The 17,307-nt window shown below is 65.3% G+C and carries 16 protein-coding genes; 15 read left to right on the top strand and 1 reads right to left on the bottom strand.

What is annotated here, in order from left to right:
- Positions 1–4: 4 nt before the first annotated feature.
- From HZZ13_RS31905 to HZZ13_RS37450, 8 genes are all read left to right on the top strand, one after another.
- Positions 5–181 carry a hypothetical protein gene (locus HZZ13_RS31905; RefSeq protein ID WP_197963417.1) on the top strand — a complete coding sequence of 59 codons (177 nt, stop codon included), beginning with the start codon at positions 5–7 and terminating at the stop codon, positions 179–181.
- A 324-nt stretch (positions 182–505) separates the two neighbouring features.
- On the top strand, positions 506–1,978 hold the full coding sequence (locus HZZ13_RS31900) for a glucan biosynthesis protein G (RefSeq protein WP_197963445.1): 1,473 nt from the start codon (positions 506–508) through the stop codon (positions 1,976–1,978).
- Complete coding sequence (gene mdoH, locus HZZ13_RS31895; protein ID WP_197963416.1) at positions 1,966–4,086, top strand: glucans biosynthesis glucosyltransferase MdoH; 2,121 nt, start codon at positions 1,966–1,968, stop codon at positions 4,084–4,086. Before HZZ13_RS31900 ends, mdoH begins: the two co-directional genes overlap by 13 nt.
- A gap of 186 nt (positions 4,087–4,272) precedes the next feature.
- The gene (locus HZZ13_RS31890; protein ID WP_197963415.1) at positions 4,273–5,328 is read left to right on the top strand and encodes a sugar phosphate isomerase/epimerase family protein; all 1,056 of its coding nucleotides are present in this window, start codon (positions 4,273–4,275) and stop codon (positions 5,326–5,328) included.
- A gap of 14 nt (positions 5,329–5,342) precedes the next feature.
- Positions 5,343–6,518 (top strand): Gfo/Idh/MocA family protein, encoded by a 1,176-nt coding sequence (locus HZZ13_RS31885; RefSeq protein ID WP_197963414.1) that lies wholly within the window; start codon positions 5,343–5,345, stop codon positions 6,516–6,518.
- Positions 6,519–6,742: 224 nt separating this feature from the next.
- Entirely contained in the window at positions 6,743–6,904 is a 162-nt protein-coding gene (locus HZZ13_RS31880) for a DUF2934 domain-containing protein (RefSeq protein WP_197963413.1), read from the top strand.
- Positions 6,901–7,086, top strand: coding sequence for a hypothetical protein (locus HZZ13_RS31875; protein WP_197963412.1), 186 nt, complete (start codon positions 6,901–6,903; stop codon positions 7,084–7,086). The genes HZZ13_RS31880 and HZZ13_RS31875 overlap by 4 nt, the downstream gene beginning before the upstream one ends.
- 145 nt (positions 7,087–7,231) lie before the next feature.
- The gene (locus HZZ13_RS37450) at positions 7,232–7,510 is read left to right on the top strand and encodes a DUF2934 domain-containing protein (RefSeq protein WP_197948330.1); all 279 of its coding nucleotides are present in this window, start codon (positions 7,232–7,234) and stop codon (positions 7,508–7,510) included.
- A gap of 324 nt (positions 7,511–7,834) precedes the next feature.
- On the opposite strand, the gene HZZ13_RS31865 is transcribed toward HZZ13_RS37450, so the two are convergent.
- Positions 7,835–9,622 (bottom strand): peptide ABC transporter substrate-binding protein, encoded by a 1,788-nt coding sequence (locus HZZ13_RS31865; protein ID WP_197963411.1) that lies wholly within the window; start codon positions 9,620–9,622, stop codon positions 7,835–7,837.
- Positions 9,623–10,274: 652 nt separating this feature from the next.
- Here HZZ13_RS31865 and HZZ13_RS31860 point away from each other — a divergent pair.
- The 7 genes from HZZ13_RS31860 to HZZ13_RS31830 all read left to right on the top strand — a co-directional run bounded on the left by HZZ13_RS31860 (position 10,275) and on the right by HZZ13_RS31830 (position 17,228).
- The gene (locus HZZ13_RS31860) at positions 10,275–11,312 is read left to right on the top strand and encodes a putative FMN-dependent luciferase-like monooxygenase (RefSeq protein ID WP_197963410.1); all 1,038 of its coding nucleotides are present in this window, start codon (positions 10,275–10,277) and stop codon (positions 11,310–11,312) included.
- A gap of 37 nt (positions 11,313–11,349) precedes the next feature.
- A complete protein-coding gene (locus tag HZZ13_RS31855) occupies positions 11,350–11,964 on the top strand; it encodes a CMD domain protein (protein ID WP_197963444.1) in 615 nt (204 codons plus the stop codon).
- Complete coding sequence (locus tag HZZ13_RS31850; protein WP_197963409.1) at positions 11,961–12,536, top strand: alkylhydroperoxidase domain protein; 576 nt, start codon at positions 11,961–11,963, stop codon at positions 12,534–12,536. Before HZZ13_RS31855 ends, HZZ13_RS31850 begins: the two co-directional genes overlap by 4 nt.
- A 72-nt stretch (positions 12,537–12,608) precedes the next feature.
- Complete coding sequence (locus HZZ13_RS31845) at positions 12,609–13,766, top strand: ABC transporter substrate-binding protein (protein ID WP_197963408.1); 1,158 nt, start codon at positions 12,609–12,611, stop codon at positions 13,764–13,766.
- Positions 13,767–13,822: 56 nt separating this feature from the next.
- Positions 13,823–15,646 carry an ABC transporter permease gene (locus tag HZZ13_RS31840; RefSeq protein WP_197963407.1) on the top strand — a complete coding sequence of 608 codons (1,824 nt, stop codon included), beginning with the start codon at positions 13,823–13,825 and terminating at the stop codon, positions 15,644–15,646.
- Positions 15,646–16,494 (top strand): ABC transporter ATP-binding protein, encoded by an 849-nt coding sequence (locus tag HZZ13_RS31835; RefSeq protein WP_197963406.1) that lies wholly within the window; start codon positions 15,646–15,648, stop codon positions 16,492–16,494. The genes HZZ13_RS31840 and HZZ13_RS31835 overlap by 1 nt, the downstream gene beginning before the upstream one ends.
- The gene (locus tag HZZ13_RS31830) at positions 16,491–17,228 is read left to right on the top strand and encodes an ABC transporter ATP-binding protein (protein ID WP_197963405.1); all 738 of its coding nucleotides are present in this window, start codon (positions 16,491–16,493) and stop codon (positions 17,226–17,228) included. Before HZZ13_RS31835 ends, HZZ13_RS31830 begins: the two co-directional genes overlap by 4 nt.
- The last annotated feature ends 79 nt before the right edge of the window (positions 17,229–17,307 follow it).

The raw sequence follows: 17,307 nt of genomic DNA, 5'->3' as shown, positions 1-17,307 counted from the left end.
CCGAGTGATCGGCACCACCTGTATGCTGCTGTGCGGTTTTCTGCGTGTGCATTTTGCGCAGCAGACCGCGGGTGCTGTCGGCAGCCGGCCTTCCCTGCGCCCTCTTGATCAAGAGGGTGGAGTGACCAAGCAAAGCTCGGGCAATACCAGCCGCGAGATTGCGAGGGCGTGCCTGCAATGAGTGTGGCGCGTGTCAGAGGCATCTTGCCCCCTGATCCATCGGTGCGAGCGCCCTGTCCGCGGGTCATTGAAGCCGATCGGTCGCGCCTGCACCAGCGGCATCGGGCAACCAGCGCGGGCAGCGCCGCCCGGGCCGTCGCACAGAGAAACGCACGGCCGGCGAATTTCATCCGTTTTGGGTCATTTAGCCTCACCTCTAATGGGCCGCTCCTCCCGCGGCCAAGCGGGTGGGAACTCGTGCGCCCGTCGGTCGTTGCTTGGCCGCGACAATCGCAACGGAGTAGGAGAGCACGTGAACCGACGCCAGCTTGTTCAAGGGTCGGCGATGCTGCCGGCTTTGCTGCTTGCTTCCCGACGCAGTCTGGCCGCCCCGTCGGATGGTGCGTTCGGGCCGTCCACCGTGCGGGACCTGGCGCGGATACTGGCGAGCAAGTCCTACGAGGCGCCGGACGAGAAGCTGCCGAGCGGATTGAAGGACCTCGACTACGATCAGTACCGTTCGATCCGCTTCCTGCCCGAGCGGGCGCTCTGGCGCGGCAAGAATCTGCCGTTCGAGGCGCAGTTCTTCCACCGCGGCTTCTACTACAAGAACAGGGTGAACGTCTTCGAGGTCGCGGACGGCAAGGCATCCGAGCTCAAGTACCGCAAGGCGGACTTCTCCTTCGGCGAGAAGGTCCCGGCGTTCGAGGACAGCGATGTCGGGTTCGCAGGCTTCCGCATCCATGCGCCGATGAACCGTCCCGACTATTACGACGAGGTCTGCGTCTTCCTGGGCGCGAGCTATTTCCGCGCCGTGGCCAAGGGACAGACATACGGGCTTTCCGCGCGGGGGCTGTCGATCGATACGGGCGAAGCCAAGGGCGAGGAATTTCCGCGCTTCAAGACGTTCTGGCTCGAGCGGCCGGCATCCGGTGCGACCTCGTTGGTGATTCATGCCCTGCTCGACAGCAAGAGCTGCGCAGCGAGCTATCGATTCACGGTGCGCCCCGGGGAGACGACGGTGTTCGACGTCGAAATGTCGGTCTACCCACGCGTCGAGATGCCGCGGGCCGGCCTCGCGCCCATGACCAGCATGTTCTTCTACGGCCCGAACGACCGCAACGACATCGACGATTTCCGCCCCTCAGTCCACGATTCCGATGGCCTTGCCATCTTCAATGGGAAGGGCGAGAGCCTGTGGCGGCCGCTCAGCAATCCTCGCGATCTCCAGATCAGCACCTTCCAGGATCTCAATCCGCGCGGGTTCGGGCTGATGCAGCGGGAAAGAAACTTCTTCGCCTATCAGGACATCGAATCCGGCTTCGAAAAGCGCCCAAGTCTCTGGATGGAGCCGATCGGGGATTGGGGCGAGGGCGGCGTCGTGCTGTTCGAGATCCCGACCAAGGAGGAGATCCACGACAACATCGCCGCATTCTGGCGACCGAAAAACCCGCTGCAGGCCAAGGGCGAGCACAACTACACCTATCGGCTGCATTGGGGGCCGGATAGCCCGAAGCCGCATTCGCTCGCCCGATTCACGCGAAGCGGGATCGGGGCGAGGGGCGAGTACGCGCGCCTGTTCGTGCTCGATCTGTTCGGCGACAATCTCAAGGGCGTCGATCCTGCCGGTGTCAAAGGCGTGGTGACGGCGGAGAAGTCCGAGGTGAAGAACATCGTCACGCAGCCTAATCCCTACACCGGTGGCTGGCGGCTCAGCTTCCAGTGCCAGGTGAAAGGCGAGCCGATCGAGCTGCGGGCGTTCCTGGCCGAAGGCGACAAGCCCTTGTCGGAAACCTGGGTGTACCGATGGGCGCCCTGAGCACGGCACCGCGGCCGATTGCCGGCGAGATCGCGACCCAGCGCCTGCTGCCGGGCGAGTCCCCTCTTCCAATGGCTCCCGGCGACCTCGGCAAGAACCGGGTACCCGACCGCAGTCCTGCGCCGGTTGCCTCCGCGATGGCCTGGCGGCGCGGCCTCATCCTGCTCTCGACGGCGGCGCTCACGGCCGGCGGCGGATATGAGATGTATCGCGTGCTGGAGGTCGGGGGCGTCACCGTCCTCGAAGCGATGGTGCTGGCGCTCTTTCTGGTCCTGCTCGCCTGGGTCGCCTTCTCGTTCGCCTCCGCGCTGGCCGGCTTCTTTGTGCTGCTCGCCCATCGTCCGGACGCCTTCGCGGCAGACGCGGAGCTGCCTGCGATCACAGGCCGCACCGCCATGCTGCTTCCCACCTACAACGAAGATCCGCACCGATTGACGGCGCGACTTCGGGCGGTCATCGAATCCCTGGAGACGACCTCGCAAGGAAAGCTGTTCGACTGGTACGTTCTGAGCGACAGCACCGATCCCGACATCTGGGTTGCCGAGGAAAAAGCGCTCCTCGCGCTGCGACAGGCGGTGGGGACGCCACGGTTGTACTATCGCCACCGAGCCGAGAATACGGCGCGCAAAGCCGGGAACATCTCCGAGTGGATCACGCGGTTCGGCGGCGCCTACGACTTCATGATCGTGCTCGACGCCGATAGCCTCATGAGCGGGCAGACCATCGTCCGCCTGGTCCATGCCATGGAGAGCAATCCGAGCGCCGGCCTCGTCCAGACGCTGCCCATGGTCGTCAACGCGCGCAGCCTGTTCAGCCGGGTCCAGCAATTCGCGGGCCGCCTGTACGGGCCGATGATCGCCGCCGGCGTCGCCTGGTGGCACGGCTCCGAAGGCAATTACTGGGGTCACAATGCGATCATCCGGGTGAGGGCGTTTGCTGAAGAGGCGGCGCTGCCGCAGCTTCGGGGACGGAAGCCGTTCTGCGGGCACATCCTCAGCCACGATTTCGTCGAGGCTGCGTTGATGCGGCGCGCCGGGTGGGGCATCTACATGCTGCCGACGCTCGGCGGAAGCTACGAAGAGGTGCCGCCTTCGCTGCTCGATTTCGCAGCGCGCGACCGGCGCTGGTGTCAGGGCAATCTTCAGCATCTCGCCGTGGTGCCTGCACGGGGTCTCCATTGGGTGTCGCGCCTGCATTTCATGGTGGGGATAGGGGCATATCTGACGGCACCCCTCTGGCTGCTGTTCCTCCTGCTGGGGATGCTGATCTCGTTGCAGGCCCGCTTCGTGCGCCCGGAGTATTTTCCGAAGGGGTTCTCGTTGTTTCCGACCTGGCCGGCCCAGGATCCCGTGCTCGCGATCTGGGTGTTCGTCGCCACGATGGGGTTGCTGCTGTTGCCGAAGCTGCTCAGCCTCGTGCTCGTCTGGATGCGAGGCCCGGTGAGACGCCAGTTCGGCGGCGCGTTGCGTGCTTCGGCCGGCGTTCTCGCAGAGATCGTCGTATCCGCGCTGATGGCGCCGGTGATGATGATCTTTCAGACGATCGCGGTGGTCGAGATTCTGGCCGGCCGCGATGCCGGGTGGCAGACGCAAAGGCGCGACGAGGGCACGGTGGAGCGGCGCGAGCTCTATTGGAAATACGGCATTCCGACCTTGTGCGGCGTTGCGATGGCCGCAAGCGCCTACGCCGTTTCGCTGCCCCTTCTGCTCTGGATGTCGCCGGTCATCCTTGGGCTGCTGTTCGCCGTTCCCATCGGCGCGCTGACCGCCATGCCCGTCTTCGGAAGATTGTTTGTCACTCCGGAAGAACGAGAGCCGCCTCCCGTCCTGCGCCGAGCGAACGAACTCAGCGCGTCCGTGGACGCAGGGGACAGCCCCGCCTTGCTGGAGCTGCGCCAAGACCCCGCGCTCCTCGCCTTCCACCTCGCGCAGCTGCCGCCTCCTCGTCCCATCAGACCCGACACCGTCGACGCCAATCTGGCGGTCGGCCGTGCCAAGGTCGATGCGAGCGAGACTTTCGCGGAGGCCGCGGAGCATCTATCGTCGCGCGAGATCTTCTCGATCTTGAACGACGGTTCGGCGCTCTCGACCGTGTTGCAGAAGCGATGAGGTTTCGGCCTGGATCTGACCTGTGGCCGTTTGAAGCTTTTTCTCGTTGCGTAGACCGGTATTGCTCTCCCTTAATGGCCGGCATCCTCGAACCCATCGTGCGGAGAAGCGATCCTGACGATGGTCCGGAGCATGGGTGTCGGCAACGCATTCGCCCAAAACGTCCAAGGCAGAAGGAAGCACGCGATGAAGATGATCAAAGGGCCTGCGATATTCCTCGCTCAGTTCGCTGCTGACGTGGCGCCGTTCAATTCCCTCGATGCGATATGCGGATGGGCGGCATCGCTGGGCTACAAGGGGATTCAGATTCCGAGTTGGGATGGACGGCTCTTCGACTTGAACAAGGCCTCGGAGTCTCAAACCTATGCCGACGAGGCGAAGGGTATTGCGGCTCGCCACGGCCTTTCCATCACCGAGCTTTCGACTCATCTGCAAGGCCAGCTCGTCGCCGTTCACCCGGCCTATGATGCGGCGTTCGACGGCTTCGCCGCGCCGGAGGTGCGTGGCAACGCCAAGGCCCGCACGGAATGGGCCGTCGATCAGGTCAAGCGCGCCATCCTGGCGTCCAGGCGGCTCGGGCTTGGTGCCCAGGCGACGTTCTCCGGCGCGCTTGCCTGGCCCTATGTCTATCCCTGGCCGCAGCGTCCCGCCGGCCTGATCGAGACCGCCTTCGACGAGCTCGCCAGGCGTTGGCGGCCCATTCTCGACTATGCCGACGAGCATGGCGTCGATCTCGCCTATGAGATCCACCCGGGCGAGGACCTCCACGACGGTGTCTCCTACGAAATGTTCCTCGATCGCGTGAACCACCATCCGCGCGCGAACCTGCTCTACGACCCCTCGCACTTCGTGCTGCAACAGCTCGACTATCTCGATTACATCGACATCTACCATCAGCGCATCAAGGCGTTTCACGTCAAGGACGCCGAATTCAATCCGACCGGCCGCCAGGGTGTCTATGGCGGGTTCCAAAGCTGGGTCGACCGAGCCGGCCGCTTCCGCTCGCTCGGCGATGGCCAGGTCGATTTCGGCGCCATCTTCTCCAAGCTCACGCAATACGATTACGACAGCTGGGCGGTGCTCGAATGGGAGTGCGCCCTGAAACATCCCGAGCAAGGCGCGCGCGAGGGCGCCGAGTTCATCCGAAACCATATCATCCAGGTGACAGAGAAAGCCTTCGACGATTTCGCCGGCAGCGGCACCGACGCGGCTGCCAATCGCAGGATGCTCGGCATCTCCTGAACTGAGGGTGCAACATGGCGATCGAAGCAAGCAATGAAACCGGCGGCCATCGCCGTATCCGTCTCGGGATGGTCGGCGGCGGCCAGGGTGCCTTCATCGGTGCCGTCCACCGCATTGCCGCGCGCATCGACGACCAGTTCGAACTGGTGGCCGGCGCGCTCGCGTCGGATCCGGTTCGTGCCAAAGCCTCCGCTAAGGAGCTCGGCATCGCTGGCGACCGTGCCTATGGCTCTTTCGAGGAGATGGCGCGGGCTGAAGCTGCGAGAGCGGATGGCATCGAGGCGGTCGCGATCGTGACGCCCAATCATATGCACAGCCCGGTCGCGAAAGCCTTCCTCGAAGCCGGCATCCACGTCATCTGCGACAAGCCGCTGACCACGACCGTTGCCGAGGCCGAGGAACTGGCGGCGCTGGTCAGGAAAACGGGCAGGATCTTCGTCGTCACTTACAATTACACCGGCTATCCCATGGTCCGGCAGGCGCGCGCCATGATCGCGAACGGCGATCTCGGCGAGATCCGTCTCGTCAAGGTCGAGTATCTGCAGGACTGGCTGACCGAGCCATTGGAAACCACCGGCCAGAAGCAGGCGGCATGGCGCACGGACCCGTCCCGGTCCGGCGCGGGCGGATGCATCGGCGACATCGGCACCCACGCCTATAATCTTGCCTGCTTCGTCAGCGGGCTCGAGCTCGACGAACTGCTCGCCCAATTGTCGACCTTCGTCGAGGGGCGGCGGCTCGACGATGATGTTCAAATCCTCCTCAAGTGGAAGGGCGGCGCCAAGGGCATGCTGTGGGCGAGCCAGGTTGCTGTTGGGAATGAGAACGGGCTCACGCTGCGCGTCTACGGCAGCAAAGGCGGCCTCGAATGGGCGCAGGAGAATCCGAACCATCTCTGGTTCACGCCCTACGGCCAGCCCAGACAGCTCCTGACCCGCGGCGGGGCCGGCGCATCGGGCGAGGCGGGTCGGGTCACCCGCATCCCATCGGGGCACCCCGAGGGCTACCTTGAAGGTTTCGCAACGATCTATGCCGAGGCGGCGCGCGCCATCCGCGCGGCAGCGGCCGGTGAAGAGCCGCATCCCGATGTCGTCTTCCCGACGGTCGAGGATGGCCTTGCAGGCGTGAAGTTGATCGATGCTGCCGTGAAGTCATCCGCCGGCAAAGGCGTCTGGGTTCGAATGACGTGACTGCCCACGTGTATCCGGCATCGGCAGCAATGCTGGATGGAAAGGTGTGGATGCCCGGGACAAGCGCGGCCATCCGGTACGGGCAGACGCGCAGGAACTCTTGGACGTGGTCGAAACTTGACTCCGCGGGCCAGCGTCGCCGCCGATGGCTGGCCTGCACGGCCCCGCCTCCAAGCCCCCCATACCCCCCAGGGTGGGGCCGTGCTTCCAAGCAGGAGGTGCAATTGTCCGAGCCGACCGAGCAAGAGATCAGAGAACGCGCGCACCGATTGTGGGAGCAGGCGGGCAAGCCCGAAGGCCGCGAGCAGGAATTTTGGCACGCGGCTGAGCAGGAGCTACGCAACGAGGACAAGTCGAACACGCTGCGGACGCCGGATACGCTGTGACCGACAAGACCTGCCCATTCTGCCAGGGTCTCGGCTGGGTCTGCGAAAACCATCCGCTCCGGGTCTGGAGCGAGAAGCTCGGCGGCTGCCGCTGCGGCGAGGGCATGCCCTGCGCCTGCAACACGACTGAGGACCCTGAAATCAGGGTGGTGATCGTCGAAGCCGACACGACGTGGCACTAGCGGCGCCGGCTGCTTCGGATCAGGTAATGCTGCGAAGGAGGGTCACTTCCGAAAGCGCTGCACTTGACGGGAACGGATCATCCGGGAAGGGAATTGAGTGTCCGCACGGCTCCGACAACGTTCTTTTCCCACGGCAGTTTCGGCGGTGGACGAGCAGAAGAAGCTAGAGCACCAGATCGAACTCGCAACGCGAGCGGCCTCGCTCGTCAAGGACGAAACCACCGGACAACGCTTCAGGAGCTTCGCCGAGGAGCTGAAACGAAAGCTGCTCCGCATGATGCGCCGTGGCAAGGTCCGCACACGCGCCTATGAGCTCTGGGAGCAGGCGGGCCGGCCGAGCAATCGGGAGCTGGACTTCTGGCTCGAAGCCGAACGCCAGATCGAGGATGAACGCGAGGAGCGAAAGGGCTCGGGCGCTTCATAGCCAGTGCGTAGGATGGGTAGAGCCCTTGCGAAACCCATCATGCACCCGCGTTCGAAACATATTGATGGGTTTCGCTTCGCTCTACCTATCCTACCGAACCAGCAAAACAAAAAGGCCGCCGGGTTCTTCACCCTGACGGCTTCGCAAAGTCCGTAGCTGTTGATCGTCTCCCCAGCCTCGTGCGTACCGCCGTTACATTGTTTGCGGCCATGCCCGACCCTTGTAGGCGACGGTGCGCGATTCTGCTGTGATCTGGAGCACACAGTGGAAGGGATTCGACGTCACGTCGCGCTGCGCTGCAACGATCAGCGCGCTCACGAGCGCCTAGGTGCGATACCACGCCGCCAGGTTCCACGTGATGGTGTCCCAGCCGGAGATGTCGATCATCAAATTGTTGGCGCCGGCGTTGACCACGTGGCGCGAGAGCAGGGGCAGGAACACGTTGGCCTCGCAGAAGATCTCGTCGACCTTCATCAGCAGCGCGGCGCGCTTGACCGGATCGAGCTCGTTCTGCGCGGCCTTGTAGGCCTTGTCGGCTTCGGGATCGGAATAGCGCGAATTGTTGCGGCCGAGCCACTTGTTGTCCTTGGTGGCGATCTCCCAGGACACGCACTGGTTCAAGAGGCGCTCCGGATCGGGCTGCGGCTGCGTCGTGTTGTACATCTCCATGTCGGCATAGAATTTCGAATAGGTGTCGGGATTGCCGACGTCGGAGGAGAAGAACACGGAGGCAGTGACCGCCTTGATCTCGATGTCGATGCCGGCCTTCTGGCAGGCCTGCTTGATGATGGCCTGCGTCTTCTGGCGCGGGGCGTTGGTCGAGGTCTGGAACACGTATTTGAGCTTCTTGCCGTCCTTCTCGCGGATGCCGTCCGCGCCCCTGGTCCAGCCGGCCTCATCGAGGATCTTGTTGGCCTTGTCGATGTCGAACTCGTATTTCAGCTTCGGCGATTTGAACTGCTTGGGCGCGTTGACGAAGCTCGCGGTCGCGATGGCGGCGCGTCCGTAGATAAACTTCTGGATCGAATCGCGGTCGATCAAGAGATTGATGGCGCGGCGAACGGCGGGATCGGACAGCGTCGGATGCTTGGTCTTGACGCTCGAGCGCTCGCCGTCGACCTCGGTCCAGGGGTCCGTCGTGTTGAGGATGATGAACTCGACATTGCCGGACGGCGTGATGTCGAGCTTGCCCTTGCCGCCCGCCTCCATGCGCTTGAGGACCTCCTCCTCCACCTGCATGTTCCAGGCGAAGTCGTATTCGCCGGTCTGCAGCACGGCGCGCGCCGCGGACACCGCGTCGCCGCCGCCCTTGACCTCGACCGTATCGAAATGCGGCTGGTTCTTGATGTGATAGTCCGGATTGCGTTCGGCGCGGATCATGTCGCCCGGCTTGAACTCGACGAATTTGTACGGGCCGGTGCCGACCGGCTTCAGATTACCTGGCGCTTCGCGCGACTTGGCGCCGACATAGTCGCCGAAATGATGCTTGGGCAGGATCATCCCGACCGAGCCGACGAACGGATCGGCCCAGAACGGCGTCGGCGCCCGGAAGATCGCCTTGACCGTATAGTCGTCGATCTTCTCGACCTTGAGGTCCTTGTAGGAGCCCGTGGTGTAGGCCGCGGTGGCGAGATCCGCGGCGTATTGCCAGGTGAAGACGACATCGTCGGCGGTGAAAGGCTTGCCGTCATGCCAGGTCACGCCCCGCTTCAGCTTCCAGATCACGCTCATGCCGTCGGCCGCAAGGCCGCCGTTCGCCTTTGTCGGAGCCTCGGCGGCGAGGCAGGGGATGAGGTTGCCCTCCTTGTCCCAGCCGGCGAGCGGCTCGAAGAAGATGCGCGAGGCGATCTGGTCCTTGGTGCCGAGCGCGAAATGCGGATTGAGCAGGGTGGGTGCCTGCCAGAGCAGCATCTTGAGCGTGCCGCCGCCGCCGGCCTTGGCCGGCTTGTAGGGCAGCGTGGCGTCAGCCATCGCCACGTCATGCCAGACCAGGATCTGGCTCGCGATCGGCGCCGCGATTCCGACCGCGGCCATTGTCCTGATGAACGAGCGCCGCGACAGCGTGCCTTGCTTCACCTCCGCGACCAGATTGCGGATTTCGTTCTCGTTCATCGGATCCTCCATCTCGAAGCCAATCGCCGCCGGCATCATGTGCCATGATGCACGAGGCGGCAATGCTGGCGTGGCCGCGAGGCCATGCGACGAAATGACGATGGGGAGGGCCCTGGCAGGTCATGGTCCGGATCGCCGTCCGGGAAGCCCTTGGGGAAGTTCTAAGGCCGCGCGGCATGGTTAGCGCGGTTGCGGCAGGCGCATCAAGCTTCGTGGTGTTGCCGCGGCCGGAGACGGGCGTCGCAACGCCGTCAATTCGTTTCGTGTTGGCCGCCGTACGGAGAACGCGCGACCGTTGCCCGCACTCAATTTGGATTTCCATTTCATTGATTTGACCTCGCGGAGGAGCGAATAACGGTTGCAACAATTCGTTCCTTTCCTGGAGACCAAGATGCCGTTTCGCCTGCTCCTGATCCTGTCCGCGGCGCTTGCTCGTGGTCGGCGGCAGGCCCCGCAGGGAGCATCAAGATCGGCGTAACGCCCTTCAAGTGTGCGGTGCTGCCGAGCTGATAGGCAGTTTGCCCAGCCAAAGCTCGGCACAGGCGATCGGCAGGCTGCGGCCGCGTATGTGCCCTGCGCAATGCCCGCTTGTCTGGAGCAGCGGTAACCGACATCATCCTGTGTTTGCCCATCCTCGCCCGACAAGGATCGTATGAAACGCTTTGCCAACCTGAAACGCCTGGGCTTCTTCACGCGGCTGCTCGACGAGGCGCCGCCGGCGGACCGTTATCGCTTCGCCGCCGAGCAAATCGTCCGCGCCGAAAAGGCCGGGCTCGATTCCGCGTGGATCGCGCAGCATCATTTCCATGAGCGCGAGGGCGGCCTGCCGTCGCCCTTCACCTTCCTGGGTTACGTCGCCGCCCAGACCTCGCGCATCCGCCTCGGCACCGGCATCGTCACGCTGCCGCTGGAGAACGCAGTGCGGGTAGCGGAGGACGCCGCGGTGCTCGATCTCCTGTGCAACGGCCGCTTCGAGCTCGGCGTCGGCACCGGCGGCAACCCGTCGGCCTTCGCCGCCTTTGGCCTCGACAGCGCCCAGCGCAACGAGATCTTCGCCCGCAATCTGGAGATCGTCCGCAAGGCACTGACCGGCAAGCCGCTTGATGGCGGCGACACGCTCTATCCGCAGCGGCCGCAGCTGGACAAGCGCATCTGGCAGGCGACGTTCTCCGTCGCCGGTGGCGCCCGGGCCGGCAAGGCGGGCGACGGCCTCCTGCTTTCGCGTACGCAGCCGCGATCCAAGGATGCCCCGAACGCGACGCTCGCCGAGATCCAGAACCCGATCATCGACGCCTATCTCGCCGCGCTGCCGCCGGGCTGCGAGCCGCGCATCATGGCTTCGCGCAGCGTCTTCGTTGCCGACGACCATCGCGAGGCGCTGCGGCTCGCCGACATCGGGCTGCGCCGCGCGCTGCCGCAATTCATGAAGGGCGGCCATCTTCCCCCCGGCGAGACGCTGGAGGAGATGATCACCGCGTTCGACACCCATGTCGGCGATGCCGACCACGTCATCGCTTCGCTCCGTACCGACGCCACGCTGGAGCGAGTGACCGATCTCGTCTTCCAGGTGCATTCGGTCGATGCGCCGCATCCTTACGTCCTGCGCTCGATCGAGCTCGTGGCCGACAAGGTCGCACCAGTGCTGGGCTGGACCCGGACGGCCGCCAAAGACGTTGCCCTCGCAGGCTAGCCGGAATGAATAGAGTCGCTTTGCACAAGGCTGAATGATGGGTACGCAAGACATCATCGACACGCTCGCCGGCATCGAGCCCGGCTCTACCCTCGACGCCATCCGCGCGCGCCGCCTGCAGGCGCGCGAGAATGCGCAGAAGAGCTATCTCGCCCTGTTCGAGCCGATCGATGCGGGCGATTTTCCGCTGGCCGAACGCGCCGCGGTCGCGGCCTTCGTGACCGGGCTGCATGGTGAGTCCCCCGTCGCCGCCTTCTATCGCGACAAGCTCGCCGCGACTACGGATGGCGCGGCACTGGTCGAAGCGATCAAGGCCGAGATTGAGCACGGCAAGACCTCGGGCCCATACGGCGCCTATCCGGCCGGTCCGTTGTCGATCGAGAGCAAGGCCGGCTTGGTCTATCGCGTCAGCGCGGAGCGCAAGCCTGTCCTCGGCGAGCGGCTTGTCGCGGCGCTTGAGCATGCGCATCTCCTGGTCTTCCACCCCCGCGATGCCGCATCCGCCGACATGAAGGCGCTGTTGGCCTCCGGCTGGTCGACCACCGGCATCGTCACGTTCTCGCAGCTCGTTGCGTTCCTGTCGTTCCAGGTCCGCGTCGTCAGCGGCTTGCGCACGCTCGCCGCCGCAAGTACGTCGGAGGCCCGATCATGAGCACCGTCAATCCGCCCGTCGTCTTCACCCAGGACGAGCTCGGCTGGGTCTCGTGGATCGACCCGCTGCCCGAGGCCGAGCTGACCGAGCGGCACTACGCGGGCCTCGTCGACCGCGCCCGTGCCAAGTCGGAATATTTTCGTCTCTTGGTGCGCGATCCCGAAGTGCTGGAAGCCCGCACCAAGACCGACAAGGACATCTTCTACAACGTCGCCGACGGCCTGCCGCGCGCCGAGCGCGAGCTCGCAGCGGCTGCCACCTCGCGCTACAACGGCTGCATCTATTGCGCTTCCGTGCATGCGCGCTTCGCCAGCACCTATTCCAAGCGCCGCGACGACGTGCAGCGCCTGCTCGATGAGGGCGTCGGGGCCGATCTCGGCGAGCGCTGGAATGCGGTGGTCAAGGCCTCGGTGGCGATGGCCGCCACGCCGATCGCATTCGGGCCAGACAATATCGCCGAGCTGCGCCGCGCCGGTCTCGACGACGCCGAGATCGTCGACGTCATCAACGGCGCCGCGTTCTTCAACTGGGCGAACCGGCTGATGCTGTCGCTCGGCGAGCCCTCGAAATAGGCAATCTCACCGGCACGAGAATTGCTGCTTGTATCAACTGACTCGTATCAACTGGAATGGATGGAGCCGTGCATGAGCAACATCGATCGTCGCACCCTGGTCAAAGGCTCGCTCGCCGCCATGATGGCGGGCACGGCCTTCTCGCGCGCGGCGCTTGCGCAATCCGCCGAGCCGATCCTGCTCGGCATCAGCGGCCCCCTCACGGGACCGAACGCGCAATATGGCGCGCAGTGGAAGCAGGGCTTTGACCTCGCGCTCGACGAGATCCACGCCGCCGGCGGCATCAACGGCCGCAAGCTCGCCTACCAGTTCGAGGACAGCCAGAGCGATCCGCGCCAGTCGGTGGCGATTGCCCAGAAATTCGTCTCCGATCCCCGCATCGTCATGGAGCTCGGCGATTTCTCCAGTCCCGCCTCGATGGCGGCTTCGCCGATCTATCAGCGCGGCGGCCTCGTGCAGTTCGGCTTCACCAATTCGCACCCCGACTTCACCAAGGGCGGCGACTTCATGTGGAGCACGTCCGTGAGCCAGGCCGACGAGCAGCCGCTGCTGGCGTCCTACGCCGTCAGGCGGCTCGGCCTGAAGAAGCTCGCGGTGCTGCACCTCAACACTGATTGGGGTCGCACCAGCCGCGACCATTTCGTCAAGGCGGCCAAGGAATACGGCGCGGAGATCGCGGTCACCGAGGGCTACATCGCGGAAGAGCGCGACTTCCGCTCCACCCTTGTGCGCGTGCGCGACGCCAGCCCGGACGGGCTGATCCTGATCTCCTATTATTCCGACGGCGCGCTGATCGCGCGCCAGGCCCGTCAGGTCGGGCTGAAGCAGACGATCTGCGCGGCAAGCTCGGTCTACTCGCCCAAATTCCTGGAGCTCGGCGGCGAGGCGGTCGAGGACGTCCATCTCGGCACGCGCTATTTCCCGCAGGATCCGCGGCCCGAGGTGCGGAAGTTCATCGAGGGCTTCAAGGCCAAGTACAACGGGCAGGAGCCCGACGCCTTCAACGCCTATTCCTATGACGCGATGAACATGGCCGCGGCCGTGGTGAAGATCGGCGGCACCGACCGCCGCGCCATTCGCGATGCCTTCGCCAAGGTCAAGGACGTCTCCAGCGTCATCTTCGGAAAGGCGACGTTCGACGTCGAGAGCCGCCGCGTCAAGGGCGCCATGAACGCCGAGCTCGTCGTGCGCAAGGGCCAGTTCACCCTCTGGGACGGCAAGCCGACCTGACCCGATGGCCGGAGCGCACCGCTCCGGCCGCCTTCATCCCTCATTAGGAACGCTGCGTGTCTTCCTGGTTCGACTACACGATTAACGGGCTGATCATCGGCAATGTCTATGCGCTGGTCGCGGTCGGGCTAGCGCTGATCTTCGGCGTCAGCCGGCTGATCAACTTCGCGCAAGGCTCGATTTATCTGGTCGGCGCCTATATCGGCTGGGTCGCGGTGATGCAGCTGCATACGCCGCTGCCGCTCACCATCATCGTGGTGGCGGCGGCCGCCGCACTGGTCGGCCTGGTCATCGAGCGGTTCGGCCTGCGGCCGCTGCAGAACTCGGTGCGGATCGCCCCGCTGCTCGCGACCATCGGCATCAGCTTCGTGCTCGATCAATTGGTGATGCTGACCTTCTCGCCCAATCCGCGCGCGTTGCCGAGCCAGCTGCCGGACGTACGCTTCCAGCTCGGCGGCGGCACGATCGGGCCGCTCGATCTGCTCATCGCCGGCGTCGGCATCACCAGCGCGCTGCTGCTGTTCGTGTTCCTGCGCTACAGCAAGCTCGGCTGGGCCGTGCGCGCGGCGTCGCAGGACCGCGACGCCGCGATGCAGATGGGCGTCGACGTCAACCGCGTCAACCAGGCGGTGTTCGGCATCGCGGCGGCGCTCGGCGGCGTCTCCGGCATGCTGGTCGGCATGTACTACAATCAGATCGACACGGCGATGAGCCTGCAGGCGACGCTGAAGGGCGTCGTCGCCGAAGTTGTCGGCGGCGCCGGCAACGTGCCTGGCGCGGTGATCGGCAGCCTGCTGCTGGGCCTCGTCGAGAGCTACGGCGTTGCCGTGTTCGGCACCAGCTATCGCAACCTGTTCGCCTTCCTCCTGCTGGTCGTCGTCCTGGTGCTGCGGCCGAACGGCCTGTTCGCCAGCACCCGGCAGGCGCCGCCCGAGCCGCTCACCGGCACCTTCATCGCGCCGAGCCGGCCCTTGCGCATTCCGCGCTGGGCGCTGGCCGTCGCCGCGGCAATCTTCGCGGTGCTGCCGCTCTTCCCGGTGTCCTTCTACGTGCTCCAGACCCTGATCAATGCCTGGCTGCTCGGCATGCTCGCGCTCAGCCTGACGCTGGTTGCGGGCACGATGGGGCAGGTCTCGCTCGGACACGCCGCGCTGCTGGCGATCGGCGCCTATACGTCGGCGTTGCTGTCGCTGACCCTCAACGTCCCGGTCGGCCTCGCCATCGTCGGCGGCGGCCTGATGAGCGCTGCGCTCGGCACGCTCCTGATCTCGCCGTCCTTCCGCCTGCGCGGGCACTATGTGTCGATCGCGACGCTTGCGATCGGCGAGATCGTGTCGCTGGTGATCCTGAATTGGGAGAGCGTGACGCGCGGCCCGATTGGCATCTCCGGCATCCCGCCGCTGACGCTGTTCGGCTATGACCTGATCAGCCCGTCCTCGGTGTACTGGTTCAGCCTTGCGGTGATGGTCGTGCTGGCGCTGCTGCAGGGGCGGCTGCTCACCTCGCATCTCGGCCGCAGCTTTCGCGCCATCCGTGACGACGACATCGCCGCGCGCGCCTATGGCCTCAGCCTGAACCGCTACAAGTCGCTGGCCTTCATCTTCGGCGGCTTCGCCGCCGGCGTCAGCGGCGGCATCGCCGCGCATCTCTATTCCTACATCAACCACGAGACCTTCAACACGCAGCAATCGATCCTCGCGCTGACCGTCGTCATCCTCGGCGGCCTCGGCAATGTCGTCGGCGCCATCGTCGGGTCGGTCGCGCTGGTCGGCCTGCCCGAGGTGTTCCGGATCGCGGCGGAGTATCGCATCCTGATCTACGGCATCGTTCTCTTGTTGCTGGTGCGGTTCAGGCCGCAGGGCCTGTTGGGGACGATCTGATGGAGAAGCAGCTTCACTCCATGCTGTCCCTGCGCGGCCTGACGCGCCGCTTCGGCGGCCTCACCGCGGTCGACGCCATCGACCTCGACCTCGCCAAGGGCGAGCTGATCAGCATCATCGGTCCGAACGGCGCCGGCAAGACGACGCTGTTCAATCTCGTCACCGGGCTTGACCGGCCCGATGCCGGCACCGTCAGCTTCGAAGGGCAGGACATCACCGGCCTATCGCCGGAGCGGCTCGCGGCCGAAGGCATCGCGCGCACCTTCCAGCTCGGCCGCGTGTTCGGCAATCTCAGCGTCAAGGACAATGTCCTGATCGGCGCGCACACGCGGCTGCGCGCCGTGAAGCCGGCGGTGCCGGTGATCGGCCCGCTGCTGGAGTTGGGTCTGGCCCTGCTGCGTCCCTCGAGCGTCAGGGCCGAGGAAGAGCGGCTGCGCGAGGAGGTGAAGGCCATCCTCGCCCGTTTCGGCGAACGGCTGCTGCCGCGCATCGACCAGCCCGCCTATAGCCTCTCCTATGCCAACCGCCGCCGGGTCGAGATCGCCCGCGCACTCGCGCTGAAGCCGCGGCTGCTGCTGCTCGACGAGCCCACCGCCGGCATGAACCCGACCGAGACCGCGGAGATGCAGTCGCTCGTCGCCGAATTGAAAGCCGAAGGTCTGACCATCCTCCTGATCGAGCACAAGCTCGAGATGGTGATGCGCCTGTCCGACCGCGTCATCGTCATGGACGAGGGCAAGAAGATCGCGGAAGGGCCGGGCGAGCAGGTGCGAACCGATCCCAACGTGATCGAGGCCTATCTCGGCCACGGCTTGTCGGGAACGACCGAGCAGGAGAGCGCGGCATGACGAGCGCACCCGAAGCACTGCTGGCTCTGTCGAACGTCAACACCTTCTACGGCCAGGCCCAGGTGCATTTCGACCTGTCGATCACCGTCGCGCGCGGCCACATCGTCTGCCTGCTCGGCGGCAACGCGAGCGGCAAGTCGACGACGATGAAGATCATCCTGGGCCTGGTGAAGCCGCGCTCGGGCGAGGTGACCTTCGACAGCGCCTCGCTGATCGGGCTTTCCACGCCGCAGATCGTCCGCCGCGGCATCGCCTCGGTGCCGGAGGCGCGGCGGCTGTTCGCCGACATGAGCGTGCGCGAGAACATCCTGATGGGCGCCTTCGTGCGCAACGACCGCGACGCCGTTGCGCAGGATCTCGACCGGATGCTGACGCTGTTCCCAAAGCTCGGCCAGCGGCTGGCGCAGCGCGCCGGCTCGCTCTCCGGCGGCGAGCAGCAGATGGTGGCGATGGCGCGCGCGCTGATGAGCCGCCCCCGCATGATCGTGATGGACGAGCCGACCATGGGCCTGTCGCCGCTTTACGTCGACCGCGTGCTGGAGCTGATCCGCACCATCAACCAGGACGGCGTCTCGGTCTTCATGGTCGAGCAGAATGCCAGCCTCGCGCTCGAGATCGCGCACGAGGCCTATGTGCTGCAGACCGGCAAGATCGTGCTGTCGGGGCCCGCGCGCGCGCTGAAGGACGACCCCCGCATCCGCGACGCCTATCTCGGCGGCTCCGAGGCGGCCTGACGCAGTAGTTGACCTCTCCGCGTCATGGCCGGGCATAGCCGTCCGAAGGACGGCGTCGCTTGCGCTCGCCTATGACCCG

The sequence above is a fragment of the Bradyrhizobium agreste genome (genome assembly GCF_016031625.1).
In the GTDB taxonomy this organism is placed as follows: domain Bacteria; phylum Pseudomonadota; class Alphaproteobacteria; order Rhizobiales; family Xanthobacteraceae; genus Bradyrhizobium; species Bradyrhizobium agreste.
This window is presented reverse-complemented; position numbering and strand designations above follow the sequence as displayed.